Source organism: Streptomyces sp. NPDC005799 (assembly GCF_040630525.1).
Lineage (GTDB): Bacteria > Actinomycetota > Actinomycetes > Streptomycetales > Streptomycetaceae > Streptomyces > Streptomyces griseorubiginosus_B.
Genome location: NZ_JBEXXQ010000066.1, coordinates 1 through 14,715, shown reverse-complemented (window position 1 = coordinate 14,715; position 14,715 = coordinate 1). Strand labels below are relative to the sequence as shown.

Annotated in this window: 12 protein-coding genes; 4 read left to right on the top strand and 8 right to left on the bottom strand. The window is 70.8% G+C overall.

Translation table 11 applies throughout. From position 1 onward, the window contains the following. Window positions 1-50: 50 nt before the first annotated feature. The gene (locus tag ABZ453_RS42795; protein ID WP_359024196.1) at window positions 51-476 is read right to left on the bottom strand and encodes a MarR family transcriptional regulator; all 426 of its coding nucleotides are present in this window, start codon (window positions 474-476) and stop codon (window positions 51-53) included. Window positions 477-685: 209 nt separating this feature from the next. Between ABZ453_RS42795 and ABZ453_RS42790 the strand changes: the two genes are divergently transcribed. The 4 genes from ABZ453_RS42790 to ABZ453_RS42775 are packed head-to-tail and all read left to right on the top strand — an operon-like array spanning window position 686 to window position 4,467. Beyond that, window positions 686-1,603 carry an SDR family oxidoreductase gene (locus ABZ453_RS42790; RefSeq protein ID WP_359024136.1) on the top strand — a complete coding sequence of 306 codons (918 nt, stop codon included), beginning with the start codon at window positions 686-688 and terminating at the stop codon, window positions 1,601-1,603. An 11-nt stretch (window positions 1,604-1,614) separates the two neighbouring features. Next, complete coding sequence (locus ABZ453_RS42785) at window positions 1,615-2,490, top strand: amidohydrolase family protein (protein ID WP_359024194.1); 876 nt, start codon at window positions 1,615-1,617, stop codon at window positions 2,488-2,490. A gap of 10 nt (window positions 2,491-2,500) precedes the next feature. After that, window positions 2,501-4,003 (top strand): long-chain fatty acid--CoA ligase, encoded by a 1,503-nt coding sequence (locus tag ABZ453_RS42780; protein ID WP_359024134.1) that lies wholly within the window; start codon window positions 2,501-2,503, stop codon window positions 4,001-4,003. A gap of 8 nt (window positions 4,004-4,011) precedes the next feature. Further along, the gene (locus ABZ453_RS42775; RefSeq protein WP_359024132.1) at window positions 4,012-4,467 is read left to right on the top strand and encodes a MaoC family dehydratase; all 456 of its coding nucleotides are present in this window, start codon (window positions 4,012-4,014) and stop codon (window positions 4,465-4,467) included. Here ABZ453_RS42775 and ABZ453_RS42770 read toward each other — a convergent pair. From ABZ453_RS42770 to ABZ453_RS42740, 7 genes are all read right to left on the bottom strand, one after another. Further along, a complete protein-coding gene (locus ABZ453_RS42770; protein WP_359024130.1) occupies window positions 4,458-5,291 on the bottom strand; it encodes a PaaX family transcriptional regulator C-terminal domain-containing protein in 834 nt (277 codons plus the stop codon). The two genes, ABZ453_RS42775 and ABZ453_RS42770, sit on opposite strands and share 10 nt — an antisense overlap. Before the next feature lie 35 nt (window positions 5,292-5,326). After that, on the bottom strand, window positions 5,327-7,021 hold the full coding sequence (locus ABZ453_RS42765; RefSeq protein ID WP_359024128.1) for a histidinol-phosphatase: 1,695 nt from the start codon (window positions 7,019-7,021) through the stop codon (window positions 5,327-5,329). 29 nt (window positions 7,022-7,050) lie between these two features. After that, complete coding sequence (locus ABZ453_RS42760) at window positions 7,051-8,889, bottom strand: LamG-like jellyroll fold domain-containing protein (protein ID WP_359024127.1); 1,839 nt, start codon at window positions 8,887-8,889, stop codon at window positions 7,051-7,053. 65 nt (window positions 8,890-8,954) lie between these two features. Continuing rightward, window positions 8,955-11,900, bottom strand: a complete 2,946-nt coding sequence (locus ABZ453_RS42755) for a glycoside hydrolase family 2 TIM barrel-domain containing protein (RefSeq protein ID WP_359024125.1) — start codon at window positions 11,898-11,900, stop codon at window positions 8,955-8,957. Next, entirely contained in the window at window positions 11,897-12,856 is a 960-nt protein-coding gene (locus ABZ453_RS42750) for an alkaline phosphatase family protein (RefSeq protein ID WP_359024123.1), read from the bottom strand. The genes ABZ453_RS42755 and ABZ453_RS42750 overlap by 4 nt, the downstream gene beginning before the upstream one ends. 28 nt (window positions 12,857-12,884) lie before the next feature. Continuing rightward, on the bottom strand, window positions 12,885-13,757 hold the full coding sequence (locus tag ABZ453_RS42745) for a carbohydrate ABC transporter permease (protein WP_359024121.1): 873 nt from the start codon (window positions 13,755-13,757) through the stop codon (window positions 12,885-12,887). Then, window positions 13,754-14,638: a sugar ABC transporter permease gene (locus tag ABZ453_RS42740; RefSeq protein ID WP_359024192.1), complete on the bottom strand. Its 885-nt coding sequence runs from the start codon at window positions 14,636-14,638 to the stop codon at window positions 13,754-13,756. Before ABZ453_RS42740 ends, ABZ453_RS42745 begins: the two co-directional genes overlap by 4 nt. Window positions 14,639-14,715: the final 77 nt, after the last annotated feature.

Genomic DNA, 14,715 nt, shown 5'->3' with positions numbered 1-14,715 from the left:
CAGTCAATAACTTGCACAACATGGGTTCGCGGTCGAGTGCACGCACGACGTCAGCCCAGTCCGTCCTCGGCGATCCGCAGCAGCAGCGTGTGCAGCGTCTCCCGCTCGGCCGGACCCAGCGGGCCCAGCAGGTCGTTGGTCACGCGCAGGCCCGCCTCGTCCGTGTCGCGCAGGAAGGCGCGGCCGTCCCCGGTCAGGACGACGATGCGGCTGCGGCGGTCGTCGGGGGAGGGGCGGCGCTCGGCGAAGCCCAGCTTCTCCAGGTCGTCGACCAGGCCGACGATCGCGCTCGGGTCGTACCCGAGCCGGGCGCTCAGTTCGCGCTGCAGGGCCCCCTCGGAGCCGGCGAGGAAGCGCAGGACGGCATAGTGCCGCAGTCGCAGCCCCGACTCCTGCAGGAACGTGTTGAACAACTGCCCCGAGCGCAGACCGAGCCGGTAGAGCAGATAGCCCGTGTCCGCGTGCAGAGTGCGCATCCAGGGCTCGTCGGCGTCGATCGAGGCTGCGTTCTTGGCGTGCTGTCGGCTGATGGCGGGCTCCCTGGTCTCGGCCCCGCGAAGGGCGTGCTTCTCGGTGCAGATTCCAGCATGTCGCACCCTGAGGTCGCCAACAACTATTGACGGCAACAATTATTGCTCTTAGCTTCGATCTCGAAGCCGCAGCCCATGTTGAAGGGACTCCACCCGTGTCCAGCATCGATCTCACCGGCAAGGTCGCCGTCGTCACCGGCAGCGGCCGGGGCCTCGGACTGGCCTACGCGCACGCCCTGGCCGCCCATGGCGCGTCCGTCGTCGTCAACGACGTGGACGAGGCCGTGGCCGAGGCCGCCGTGAAGTCCATCACCGAGGCGGGCGGCAGGGCCGTCGCCGAGGTCGTCCCGGTCGGCACCTCCGAGGCCGCGGACCGCCTGGTGAACCGGGCCGTCGAGGAGTTCGGGCGGCTGGACGTCCTGGTCACCAACGCCGGCATCCTGCGCGACAAGGTGCTGTGGAAGATGACCGACGACGACTTCGACGCGGTGATCACCACCCACCTCAAGGGCACGTTCACCTGTGCCCGCGCCGCCGCCGTCCGCATGCGCGAGCAGGGCGAGGGCGGCACCCTGATCCTGGTCGGCTCCCCGGCCGGCCAGCGTGGCAACTTCGGGCAGACGAACTACGCCGCCGCCAAGGCCGGCATCGCCGCCATGGCCCGCACCTGGTCGATGGAGCTGGGCCGCGCGAACATCACCGTCAACGCGATCGTGCCGGTGGCCGCCACCGCGATGACCGAGACCATCCCCGCCTTCGCGCCGTACGTCGAGGCCCTGAAGAACGGCGAGCCCTTCCCGGACTTCCTGCGCAAGGGCGAGGGCTTCGGCACCCCCGAGGACTGCGCTGCCCTCGTGCCCTTCCTCGCCTCCGAGGCCGCCCGCCAGATCACCGGCCAGGCCATCGGCATCGGCGGCGACAAGGTGGCACTCTGGTCGCATCCGCAGGAGATCAAGGCGGCGTACGCCGACGGCGGCTGGACCCCGCAGGGCCTGGCCGACGTCTGGGCCACCTCCCTCGGCGCGGAGCCGCAGAGCGTCGGCATCCCGGCGCCCAAGTTCCCGGAGGCGTGATGTCCCCCTCGATGAACGTCGACGACCTGGTCGCGATCGACGTCCACACCCATGCGGAGGTGTCCTCCAAGGGGCACTCCTCCCTGGACGACGATCTGCACGACGCGTCCTCCGCGTACTTCAAGGTGGAGGGCAAGCGGAAGCCGACCCTCGAGGAGACGGCCGCCTACTACCGGGAGCGCAGGATGGCCGCCGTGATCTTCACGGTGGACGCCGAGTCCGCGACCGGCACCGCGCCCGTCCCGAACGAGGAGGTCGCCGAGGCCGCCGCCGCCAACGCGGACGTCCTCATCCCCTTCGCCTCCATCGACCCCTTCCGCGGCAAGGCGGGCGTGAAGCAGGCCCGGCGGCTGGTCGAGGAGTACGGGGTCAAGGGCTTCAAGTTCCACCCGAGCATCCAGGGCTTCTTCCCCAACGACCGCTCGGTCGCGTACGACCTGTACGAGGTGATCGAGGAGACGGGCACCATCGCCCTCTTCCACACCGGTCAGACGGGCATCGGCGCCGGCGTCCCCGGCGGGGGCGGCATCCGCCTGAAGTACTCCAACCCGCTCCACGTCGACGACGTTGCGGCCGACTTCCCGCATCTGAGGATCATCCTGGCGCACCCGTCCTTCCCCTGGCAGGACGAGGCCCTCGCCGTCGCCACGCACAAGCCGGGCGTGCACATCGACCTGTCCGGCTGGTCGCCGAAGTACTTCCCGCCGCAGCTCGTGCAGTACGCGAACACGCTGCTGAAGGACAAGGTCCTCTTCGGCTCCGACTTCCCCGTCCTGACCCCCGACCGCTGGCTCGCCGATTTCGAGAAGCTGCCGATCAAGGACGAGGTCAAGCCGAGGATCCTCAAGGAGAACGCCGCCCGCCTGCTCGGGCTGACCAAGCCGTAAGGGGCCGTAGATGCGCAACGAGGGACTGGGATCGTGGCCCGCCCGCCGGGCCCGCAAGACCCCGCACCGCACCGCCCTGATCCACGGCGGCACCTCGCTGACGTACGCGCAGCTGTACGACCGCACCACCCGCCTCGCCCATGCCCTGCGCTCGCGCGGCATCCGGCGCGGCGACCGCATCGCCTACCTAGGCCCGAACCACCCCTCCTACCTGGAGACCCTGTTCGCGGCGGGCACGCTGGGCGCGGTGTTCGTGCCGCTCAACACCCGCCTCGCGGGCCCGGAGATCGCCTTCCAGCTCGCCGACTCCGGAGCGAAGGCGCTCGTCTACGGCCCCTCGCACGCGGGGCTGGTCGCCGGGCTGCCGGGCGACACCGACGTACGGGCCTACGTCGAGGTGGGTGCGGAGTACGAGGAGGCGCTGGCCGGCGCCCCGGCCGAACCGGTCGACGAGCCCGTCGCCCCCGACGACACCTGCATCATCATGTACACCTCGGGGACGACCGGCCGCCCCAAGGGCGCCATGCTCACCCACGCCAACCTGACCTGGAACGCCGTCAACGTCCTGGTCGACACCGACCTGATCGCCGACGAACGCGCCCTGGTCTCCGCGCCGTTGTTCCACACGGCCGGCCTGAACATGCTGACGCTGCCGGTGCTGCTGAAGGGCGGCACCTGTGTCCTGGTCGAGGCCTTCGACCCGAACGCCACCTTCGACCTGATCGAGGAGCACCGGATCACCTTCATGTTCGGCGTGCCGACCATGTTCGAGCAGGTGGCCCGGCACCCGCGCTGGCCCGCCGCGGACCTGTCCTCCCTGCGCATCCTGACCTGCGGCGGCTCCCCGGTCTCGACACCGCTGATCGCCGCGTACCAGGAGCGGGGGCTGACCTTCCTGCAGGGTTACGGCATGACGGAGGCGTCCCCCGGCACGCTGTTCCTGGACGCGGAGCACGCCGTCAGCAAGGCGGGCTCGGCGGGCGTGCCGCACTTCTTCAGCGACGTGCGGGTCGTCCGGCCGGACCTCACACCGGTCGACGTCGGAGAGACCGGCGAGGTCGTGGTCCGCGGACCGCACGTCATGCCCGGCTACTGGGGGCTGCCCGAGGAGACGGCCGCCTCCTTCGCGGACGGCTGGTTCCGCAGCGGGGACGCGGCCCGGGTCGACGAGGACGGGTACGTCCACATCGTCGACCGCATCAAGGACATGATCATCTCCGGGGGCGAGAACATCTACCCCGCCGAGATCGAGGACCTGCTCCTGGCCCACCCCGGCATCGTCGAGTGCGCGGTCATCGGGGTGCCCGACGAGAAGTGGGGCGAGGTGCCGCGGGCGGTCGTCGTCCCGCGCGAGGGCGTCACGGTCGACCCCGACGAGGTGCTGGCCTCGCTGGCCGGACGCCTCGCCAAGTACAAGATCCCGAAGTCGGTGGTGCTGGCGGACGAACTGCCGCGCACCGCCTCCGGGAAACTCCTCAAGTCCCGTGTCCGCAACCGGTACGGCAACAGTTAAGGAACTCCATGAGCATCACCGTCAACGGCATCGACGAACTGAAGAAGCTCGCGGGCAGCGACCTCGGCACCAGTGAGTGGATCGAGGTCACCCAGGAGCGGATCAACACCTTCGCCGACGCCACCGGCGACCACCAGTGGATCCACGTGGACCCCGAGAAGGCCGCCGAGGGCCCCTTCGGCGCCCCGATCGCCCACGGCTACCTCACCCTCTCCCTCTTCATCCCCCTGTTCACCGAGCTGCTGGACGTCCAGGGCGTCACCACGAAGGTCAACTACGGCCTGAACAAGGTCCGTTTCCCCTCGCCGGTGAAGGTCGGCTCGCGTATCCGCCTGGTCGGCCGGCTCGCGGAGGTCGAGGACGTGCCGGGCGGGGTGCAGATCACCGTCGACGGCACCATCGAGATCGAGGGCGGCACCAAGCCGGCCGCCGTCCTGCAGAGCCTGTCCCGCTTCTACGCCTGATCGGGGCGGACCGGCACCAGGTCGAGGAGGCGTTCGGCGGCGTCCCGGGCGGGCGGTGTGAGCTGGTCGTACACCGCCCGGAACGTCTTCTCCGCCTGCTCCGCCGGCCAGTCGTCGGGCAGGTGCTTCACCGGCAGACGGGGGTCGCGGCGGATGATCCGCAGCCACTCCGCCTGGAGGACGAGCCGCCGGGCCAGGGCGTCCTCGGGGGCCGCGGGCGCGGTCTCCCAGGGCTGCCAGCGCCGCACGAACTCCTGGTAACCGGCGCCCAGTTCGGACAGGTCCCAGGTCTCCTCGATCATCGCGCCGATGTCCGTGCCGGCGTCGGCGTGCGCGCGGAAGACCTTGACATGGGCCGACAGGCCCAGCTCGGAGACCAGCTCCGAGACGTCGACCTCGCCGGGCGCCAGCCACAGGCCGCTGAACAGCGGGCCGAAACCGCTCCAGGTGAGCTTGGAGCGCAGGTCGTGACGCTGGCGCTGCCAGGACTCCGGCAGCGAGAAACCGAGCAGGGTCCAGGTGCCGTCCCAGTCCCGGTTGACGGCACCCGTCTGCCAGATGCGCCGCTCGCCGTCGCGCAGGACCGCCGTGGAGTGCTCGGTGAGCCCGAAGTACATACGGCGGCCCTCGCGCTGGCGCCGCAGCAGGTCCCGCTTGACCATCCGGGTCAGCGTCGACCGCGTCGCCTGCTCGCCCACTCCGGCCCGCTCGAACACGTCGATCACGCTGCCCGAGTACACGCAGACGTCCCGCCCCAGCACCTGGTCGCCCAGGAAGGTGAGCAGCAGGGACTGGGGCCGCAAGGACGATTCCTCACCGTTCATGCGGCCCACGGTACGACGTCATCGATCAGTGCGGCTCAGCCACCCGCCACGTCGACGAAGACCGGGTTCGAGTAGAACCAGGTGTCCGCCCACGGGTCACCGTTTCCGGGCTCGTGCGGAATCGGCCCGTGCGGGTCCACGGACGCGCCCAGGTAGCCCGCGCCGTGCCGGTTGCCGTCGCTGCCGCGCAGCCGGACGTAGAAGGACTCGTCCCCGGCGGTGAGCGGGATCCGCAGGGTGTACGTCCCCTTGCGGCCCGAGACGTCCCTGCTCTGGACGACCCTGGTGTCCGGGGCCTTCCAGGTGTCCCGGTCGGTCACCGGTCCGCGCACCGCGCCCCGGATCACGTCCACGTGCGCCAACTCGGGGAGAATGCCCTGCGGGTTGGCCCGGGACGCGGTCGTGACGGTGACGTACAGCGTGATCCTCTCGCCCTTGCGGACGCGCAGCCGGCCGCCCAGCGTCACGCCCCGGCCTGCGTCGCAGTCCCGCTTCACCCGGACGTCCAGTCCGTCGAGCAGATGCCCGTGGTCCAGCCAGACCCGGCCCGCGCGCAGGCCCGCCATCACGGCGCGGTAGCCGTAGCGGGTCACGCCGACGTGGGTGCGGCTGAACTCGCCCGGCCAGAAGTCGCTGCCCGGCTGCGGGGTGTCGGTGTTCACCGGGTCGGGCAGCCTGCCGGTGTTGTCGAAGTTCTGCCCGGCCGGCCAGTCGCCGTTCTTCCAGGTGTCGAAGACCGTTCGGTGGTTGTCGGAGTTGGTGGTGATCGTGAAGAGGCGGCCCTCGGCGAGCATCGCGTCCCACAGGCCGCCGACGGTCGCGGTGGCCCAGTCGAAGCCGCCGTACGTCAGATAGGCGTCCGCCGGGTAGCCCGCCCAGGACTGCGCGGACGGCTTGTTCTCGTACTCGCCGCGGATGGAGGAGGCGCCGCGCAGGGACGGGATGGCGGCGCCCTGGGCGCCGGGCGCGCCCTCCATGCCGATCATGATCTCGGGGGCCCACTCGTTCCCGCCACCCCACCCTGCGTCCCGCCAGTTGCGCATCTCGTGCGGGGAGTCGATGCCCAGCCGCAGCGGGTGGTTGGCGAGGACCAGGACGTCGTCGACGTAACCCGAACGGCGCTGCTCCGCAAGCCACTTGATCGCCGCGACGGCGTGCGCCTCGTTGCGGGCGGTGTCCGTGCCCGTGGCGGAGCCGTCGGTGTAGCCGAGCAGCTTGCCGTCGTAGGCGAGCTCGAACTGTGTGAGCAGGTCGGTCTCGTGGGGGCCGGGCGCCGCGAAGACCGTGCAGTGCTCGGCGGCCGGGATGTACCACTCCAGACCCTGGAAGATCAGCTGGCGCGGGTTGTCGGAGCGGGCCTTGAGGATCTCGGCGTGCTCCATCCTGGCGCCGTAGTGGGCGTGCCCGAAGTTGGAGTGCTCGTTGAACACCATCCAGTCCAGGCCGTACCGGGCGGCGGCCTGCGCCTGCTGGGAGAACGTGTACTTGGCGTCGTGGCTGTAGACGGAGTGCACATGGTGGTCGCCGACGAGGTACGCCAGACGCGGGTCCTCGCCGCCGAAGCCGGGCCGCGGGGCGGCGAACGCGGGGGTGGCCGCCGTGCCGAGGGCGAAGGCGGCGCCGAACAGGCCCGCGCGGCGCAGGAGTTGACGCCTGGAGACGCCCTGGGCGTCGAGGTGGGCGGGGGGGACGGAGGGATCGGCCCAGGAGGGCAGCTGCTGCTCGGTCATGATCTTTTCGAAAGTCCTCGTCGAGGGCGTCAGTGGGTCATGAAGGAGGTGACGGGCAGCGCCCGTGCGACGATCCGCACGTCGCCGAGGCGGCCGTGCAGGATCTGGTCGATCTTGCCGGCGTACTCGTAGCCGCCGAGCAGCCAGGGCAGTCCGACCGAGGTGATGCCGATCGCGGCGGCCTTGGGGTTGCGGACGACCGGGCACCCCTCGACGTAGAGGGTGGTGTGCCGGCCGTCGTTGACGACCGCGAGGTGCCACCAGGTCTCCAGCGGTGTCTCCTGGCCCCAGTTGGTGGCGATGCCCTCCTGGTTGAGCGGCCGCATGGCCCACTGGGGCTCGCGGTCGTTGGAGAGGGAGAGGGTGGCGAGCGGCTCGTCGGGGTCGTCGCCGGTCTTGCCGGCGGCGCCGCCGGTGCCGGTGCGGCTGACGATTCCGGACCAGGCGTTGTGGTCCGGGTCCCAGTCGGCGGGGAGGCGGTAGAACGCCTCGATGGTGTAACCGTCCTTGAACGTGGCCGAGTTCAGCGGGGCGCCGTCGACCGTCTTCAGGTACGCGCCCTTCAGTGGCGACTTGTAGCCCTGGAACTCCAGGCTGCCATGGCCGGGCTGGTCGGGGTGGTGGTCGGCGGACCAGCCGAGCGCGCCGCCGCCCACCGTGACGAGGCCCAGGTCGTTGCCGCGTCCGGACAGGTCACGGACGGTCCCGGAGACCGGCCCGTCGAACCGCCAGTAGGCGACCGTCCCCGGGATCAGCACCCTCGACGCGGGCCGTGCCGGACGGGCCGGTACCGGGTCGAAGCCGGAGAAGCGGTCCGCGAAGTCGATGTCGACCGAGAAGCGGTCGGTGTCGCCGCTGAGCTCGATCTCCTGCCGCTCCAGCTCGTTCAGGCCCTTCCCCGCCCGGCCGAGGATCCACGGCGAGACCGTCTCCACGTCGATGACGTTCCGGTCCAGGTCGAAGTGGTAGAGGCGGATCATCGCCGCGCCGCCGAAGTAGCGGTTCTGGTAGTTCGTCAGGTGCAGATGCACCTCGTTGCCGGCCGCGTTCTTGCGCGTGGCGCGACCCGCGGGCCAGTAGTGGCCGTTGAGGGTGAGGAAGATCTGGTCGTGGTCGGCGATCAGCTGGTCCCACAGCTGCTGGCCGTAGCCCGACAACTGGTCGTCCTCGACGACGAGTTCGTGCGTGGTCAGGATGACCGGCGTCTTCGGGTGCCGGGCCAGGACGTCCTTCGCCCAGGCGTAGCCCTTCGCCGACAGGCGCCAGTCCAGCGCGAGCACCAGCCACTCCCGACCAGCCGCGCGGAACAGGTGACAGCTGTTGTAGCCGTCCGAGGAGGCGCCGCCGAACGTCGGCTTGCTCTTGAAACGCTGCGGCCCGAACGCGTCCAGGTACGGCGTCGCGCCGCGCTGGTCGTCCGTGGAGGACCGCACGTCGTGGTTGCCGGCCAGCACGCTGTAGCCGACGCCCCGCCGGTCGAGGATCCCGAACGCCTGGCTGATCGCGGCGAACTCGGCCTCCGCGCCGTTCTGGGTGAGGTCGCCGAGGTGGGACAGGAAGACGATGTTGTCGTCCTCGGCGTGCTCCAGCAGATAGCGCAGGGACGCCTCGATGGGCGCCGGGTTGATGCTCGGGCCGTCGAAGAGGTACTGGGTGTCGGGCATCACCGCGAGCGTGAAGCGACGGCTGTCCGTGTCCGGCCGCCGGCCGCCCTTCTCGGCGGCCTCGGCCACGGCCGGCAGCGCCACCCCGGTCGTGGCGGCGGCCGTGGCTGCGGCGCCGAGCAGCGCCGTGGCCCGCAGGAAGCTGCGTCTTCCGGCACCGGCCTGCGCGGCCTCGCCCTGGTTGTGGTCATGCGAAGTACACACGTGTGCTCCGTAAAGGTGGCGAAGAGAAGCTGGCGAAGAGAAGGTGGCGAGGAAAGGGGGGAGTTCTACAGAACGCGCAGGGTCCAGCTCCAGCGGTGGACGCCCGCGGGGACGCGGTACTCGGGGAAGGTGTCGGGGCCGCACGAGGCCGTGCCCAGCCCCCGGTGCGCCGCGTCGATGTGCACCACGCAGCCGGAGCGCGGCACCAGCTCGTCGTGGTGGGTGACGGCCGTCAGGTCCTCGGCGCGATGCCGGGTGACGGAGACCTGCCGCGGCTCGTCCAGCACCACCGCGAGGCCGGTCGCGTCCGGCGCCGACAGCGTGAAGTGCCGTACGCCGTGCCGGCCGCCGCTCTCCTGGGGACGCAGGTAGGGGGTGAACAACTCGTCGACGGGGGCGGAGTGGTGGCCGACCGGCGCACCGAAGGCCCGGTCGGGGTACGACTCCCAGGGGCCCTGTCCGAACCAGTCCAGCAGATCCAGGCCCGGCGCGGTCCCGAACACCGACCCGACCCGGGCGACGTCGTCGAACTCGGCGGGCAGCTCGGCCTCCTCGTCCACGCGGACACCACCCTCGACCGGCGTGAACACCTGCCGGTGCCGCACCACCCCGACGGTGCCGGCGTACTCGGCGTCCACGCTCACCCGGCCGCCGTCCCGCCGTACCGACACGACCTTGCGCACCAGCGAGTCCAGTCCCCAGGTCCGCCAGCGCAGCGCCATGCCGCCCAGCTCGTCGTTGTCGGTGGGCGCCCGCCACAGCGACAGCGCGGGGGCGGAGGCCAGCAGGGGGTGGACCAGCAGGCCCTCGTCGTCGACCTCGACGGGCCGGTCCACGACGGTGTCCTGACGCGCCTCGGGCCCGCGCAGCCGGACCTGCGGCACGCACAACTCGGTGCCCGCCGGCGCCCACGGCTGGTCCTCGGCCACGGTGACCCGCAGCGTCAGCCAGGCCTCGCCGCCGTCCCGCGGCACCTCGAAGGGCAGCGGCACGGCCGCCGTCTCGCCGGGCCGCAGCCCGGGCAGCTCGGCGGGCGCGGTCAGGGTACGGCCGTCCGCCAGGGACAGCTCCCAGGTGCCGGTCAGCCAGTCCAGGCCGCGGAAGTGCTGGTGGTTGCCGAGGACGACGCCCTCGTGCTTGTAGCACTCGATGCGCACCGGGGCGGCGATCTCCCGGTGCTCGTACAGGGAGGGCTTCGGGGTGCGGTCCGGGAAGACCACGCCGTCCGCGATGAACGCGCCGTCGTGGATGGTCTCGCCGAAGTCGCCGCCGTACGCCCAGCGGTGGCCGGGCGCGGCGACACCGTTGTCGTACAGCCCGGCGCCCGCGCGCCCGGCGGGTTGGCCGTCGTTCACGCGTTGCAGGATTCCGTGGTCCCAGAACTCCCAGATGAACCCGCCCTGAAGCCCCGGCGTGGACTCGATGGCCGCCCAATGGTCCGCCAGCGTGCCGTTGCTGTTGCCCATCGCGTGGGAGTACTCGCACTGGATGAGGGGCCTGGTCTGCCGGCCGGACAGAGCGTGGGCGACACAGTCCTCCAGCGGGGCGTACATGGGGCAGGCGATGTCGGAGGCGTCGTCGGTCGCCGCCCAGTCGAGTTTGGCCGCGCCCTCGTACTGGACCGGCCGGGTCGGGTCGTGACGGCGCAGCCAGCCGGCCGCCGCGTCGTGGTTCGCGCCGTAGTCGGACTCGTTGCCCAGCGACCAGATGATGATCGACGGGTGGTTCTTGTCGCGCAGGACCATGCGCGAGACCCGGTCCACGAAGGCGTTCAGATAGCGGGGGTCGTCGGCGATCTCGTGGGCGTGGTCGTGGGACTCGATGTCCGCCTCGTCGACGACGTAGAAGCCGAGCTCGTCGGCGAGGTCGTAGAGCGTGGGGTCGTTCGGGTAGTGGGAGGTGCGGATCGCGTTGAAGCCGAATTGCTTGAGCAGGACGAGGTCCGCGCGCATGTCCTCCCGCGAGAGAGTCCTGCCCGTCAGCGGGTGGAAGTCGTGCCGGTTGACTCCCCGGACGAAGACGCGCTCGCCGTTGACGAGCAGGTCCCGGCCGGCGATCTCGACGTCGCGGAAGCCGACGCGGTGGTGGGAGCTGTCGGCGACCGTGCCGTCCTGGCGGTGCAGCCGGACGGTGAGGTCGTACAGCTCGGGCGTCTCGGCGTTCCAGGTGCGCGCGTCCGGGACTACCGTGTGGATGCGGGCCTCGCCCAGGAAGTCGGAGACGCGGTCGTCCTCGATGTTGACGCGGTCGAACTCGCTGTCCTGGGTGAGCACCCGGCCCTCCAGCTCACCGCTGACGTACCAGCCGTCGGGCAGCGCTCCGCGCGCGTCGCGCACCCGGCAGTCGATGCGCAGCTCACCGTCGTGGGCGGCCCGCACGGTCACGTCGGCGAGATGCAGCGGGTCGGTGGCGTACAGCAGCACCGACCGGGTCACGCCCCCGTGCCACCACTGGTCCTGGTCCTCGATGTGCGAGGCGTCCGACCACTTGACCACGGTGAGCCGCAGCACGGACCGCTCACCGGGACGCACGACCTCGCTCAGGTCGAACTCGGCGGCCAGATGGGAGTCCTTGGAGACACCGACGGGCCGCCCGTCCACATGCACCAGCAGCACGCTCTCGGCGGCCCCGACCTGGAGCACGATCCGGCGTCCGGCCCACTCGCCGGGCACGTCCACCGCACGCTCGTACACGCCCGTCGGATTGGCGTCGGGCGAACCGGGCGGGAAGTCGGGAAACGGCATGCGGACGTTGGTGTACTGCGGCAGGTCGTCCGTGCCCTGCACGGTCCAGGCGCCGGGGACCTGGGCCGAGGACCAGGAACCGCCGACCGGCGCGTCCGGAGCGGGCAGCAACTGGAAACGCCAGTCGCCGTCCAGGGAGAGGGCTCCGGAGCGCCGGTCGACGGCGTTCATCGGCAGACGCCCCCAGGAGGTCAGTTCGGGAGCCTCCCAGGGGCGCAGGGCGATGAGGGGGTCGACGGGGCGGGGTCCGCGGGGTGCGTCGGTCATGACCGTTCCGAAGTCGGGGGTGGGAGGGGGGAGTTCGAGGTGTGGCAGGAGTGGCCGTGGCCGTGCAGAACCCGGCCCTGCAGGCCCCAGGCGGGGTCGACGGGGACGCCGAGCCGGTCCAGGACGGTGGGGGCGATGTCGACGAGGCGGGGTGTGTCGAGCCGGGTGCCGCCGGACATGCCGGGCTCGGCGAGGACGACGAAGACCTCGCGCTCGGCACGGGTGTCGCCGCCGTGCCCGCCGGTGTCGAGGTGCCCGTGGTCCGTGGTGACCAGGACCGTCCAGCGCTCCCGTGCGCGGGCGGGGTCGGCGCGCCTGGTCTCGATGGCGGCCAGCAGCCACCCGAGGTGGATGTCCTGGGTGAGCAGGGCCTGCTCGTAGGCGAGGCTGTGCGGGCCCGTGGCGTGGGCGGCCTCGTCGGTGGCGCCGAAGTACACGAACACGGCGTCGGGGTCGTCCTGGGTGAGCCAGCGCACCGCGGTCCGGGCGACCAGGCGGTCCGCGGTGGCGTAGCCGTCCGACTCGCCGTCGTAGCGGACCCGGCGGCCGATGGCGGGGCCCAGGGTGCCGCGCCGGATCAGCTCCGGCCAGGACACCACGGCAGCGGTGCGCAGCCGGCGCCGGGTGGTGACGGCCCGGGTCAGGAAGTCGGGGTAGCGGGCGTAGTCGGCGCCGGCGAAGTCGTTGCCGCGCACGCCGTGCCGGTCGGGCCACACCCCGGTCAGCACGCTCGACCAGCCGGGCCCGGAGTCGGTGTAGGCCATGCTGGTGGACGGCCCGTCCGGGGCCTGGCCGTCCACCTCGCCGTAGGGCAGCAGGCTGCTGCCGTGGGCGCCCGTCGCCATCAGGGCGTGCAGCACGGGCGCCGCCTCCGGCGAACGGGCCAGCAGGTCGTACCGCAGACCGTCCATGCCCACCACGAGCACCCGGCCGCGTCCGCCGATCTCGTACGTCACCGCCCACCCCCTTTCTCACGGCACCGGCTCAGGTGCCCTGGACGGCTCCCTCGGTGGCGCCCGCGATGAACCCGCGGGCGAAGACGGCGAACACCACGACCAGCGGCAGCGCGGCCATCAGCACTCCGGCCATGACCATGCTGTAGTCGGTGGTGTGGCCGACGTTGAGCTGGGCGAGCTCCACCTGCAGCGTCACGTGGGCGGGGTTGGTGAGCACGACCAGCGGCCAGACGTAGTCGTTCCAGGCACCCACGAAGGCGTAGATGGCCAGGAAGGACAGGGCGGGCCTGATCATCGGCAGCGCGATGTTCCAGTACTGGCGGAAGAACCCGGCGCCGTCGATGCGGGCGGCGTCGAGCAGTTCGTCGGGCACGCCGTTCTCGATGTACTGGCGCAGCCAGAAGATGCCGAAGGCGTTGGCGAGCGCGGGCGGGATCAGCGCCTTGAGCATGCCGACCCAGCCGATCTTGGACATCAGGATGAACTGGGGCAGGATCGCCAGCTGCAGCGGCAGCATCATGAACAGCAGCAGCAGAGCGAAGAGCACCTTGCGTCCGGGGAAGTCGAACTTGGCGAAGGTGAAGGCCGCCAGGGAGTCGACGAACAGCACCAGGACGGTGGTCACGCACGCGACGATGATCGTGTTGAACATCGACCCGAAGAAATCGATGGTGTGCAGCACGTGCCGGATGTTCTCCAGCAGGTGCGAGCCGAAGGTCAGCTTCGGCGGGCTCTTGTAGATGTCCTGGGTGGTGTTGGTCGCCATGACGATCGTCCACAGGAACGGGAAGATCGAGATGACGACGGAGAGCATGAGGATGATGTGGGCGGTCAGGCCCTTGGGGCGGCGCAGCCGCCTCGCGCGCGGGGCGCGGTGCGTGGTGTCGTCCACCGCGGTCATGCCTTCCTCCCTCGTGTGGTGATGCGCCAGTTGACGACGACGAGGACGATGATCAGCAGGAAGAAGGCCCACACGATGGCCGCGCCGTAGCCGTAGTCGTTGTTGAGGAAGGCCGACTGGTAGAAGTACAGCAGCGTGGTCAGACCCGCCTGGCCCGGGCCGCCGAGGTTGGCGTTGGCGGCGTTGCTGGCGAACAGGACCTGCGGTTCGCTGAAGCTCTGCAGGCCGTTGATGGTCGAGATGATGACCGTGAACAGGATGATCGGCCGCATGATCGGGACGGTGATCTGGAAGAAGGTGCGGACGGGGCCCGCGCCGTCCATCTTGGCCGCCTCGTAGATCGAGGTCGGGATCGCCTGGAGGCCGGCCAGGTAGATGATCATGTTGTAGCCGGTCCACATCCAGGTCATCAGCAGCGCGATGACCACCTTGATCAGCCATGGGTTGCTCAGCCAGGGGATCGGCGAGATGCCGACCGTGCCCAGGATCGCGTTGACCAGACCGAAGTTGTTGCTGAACACCGCGCCGAAGAAGATCGCCACGGCGACGATCGAGGTCACGTTCGGCACGTACAGCGCGATGCGGTAGAAGCCCTTGAAGCGGCGCACCGAGTGCAGCAGCGTCGCCAGCACCAGGGCGCCCAGCAGCGTCGGCACGGTGGACAGCACCCAGATCACCAGGGTGTTGCGGATCGAGAGCCAGAAGACCGGGTCGTCCCACAGGAACCGGAACTGCTGCAGGCCCACGAACTGCATGGTGCCCATGCCGTCCCAGCGCTGGAAGGCCAGGTAGAGCGAGTAGAAGACGGGGAAGAAGGAGAACGCGGCGAAGATCAGGTAGAACGGCGAGATCGCCAGGTACTGCCGCCAGTACGACAGCAGTCCGCGCCGCTTGGGCCGAGCGGTGCCCGCGGGCGTGGCGCGCCGCGGGCGGAACCGGGCCGGGCCCGGCCCCCGGC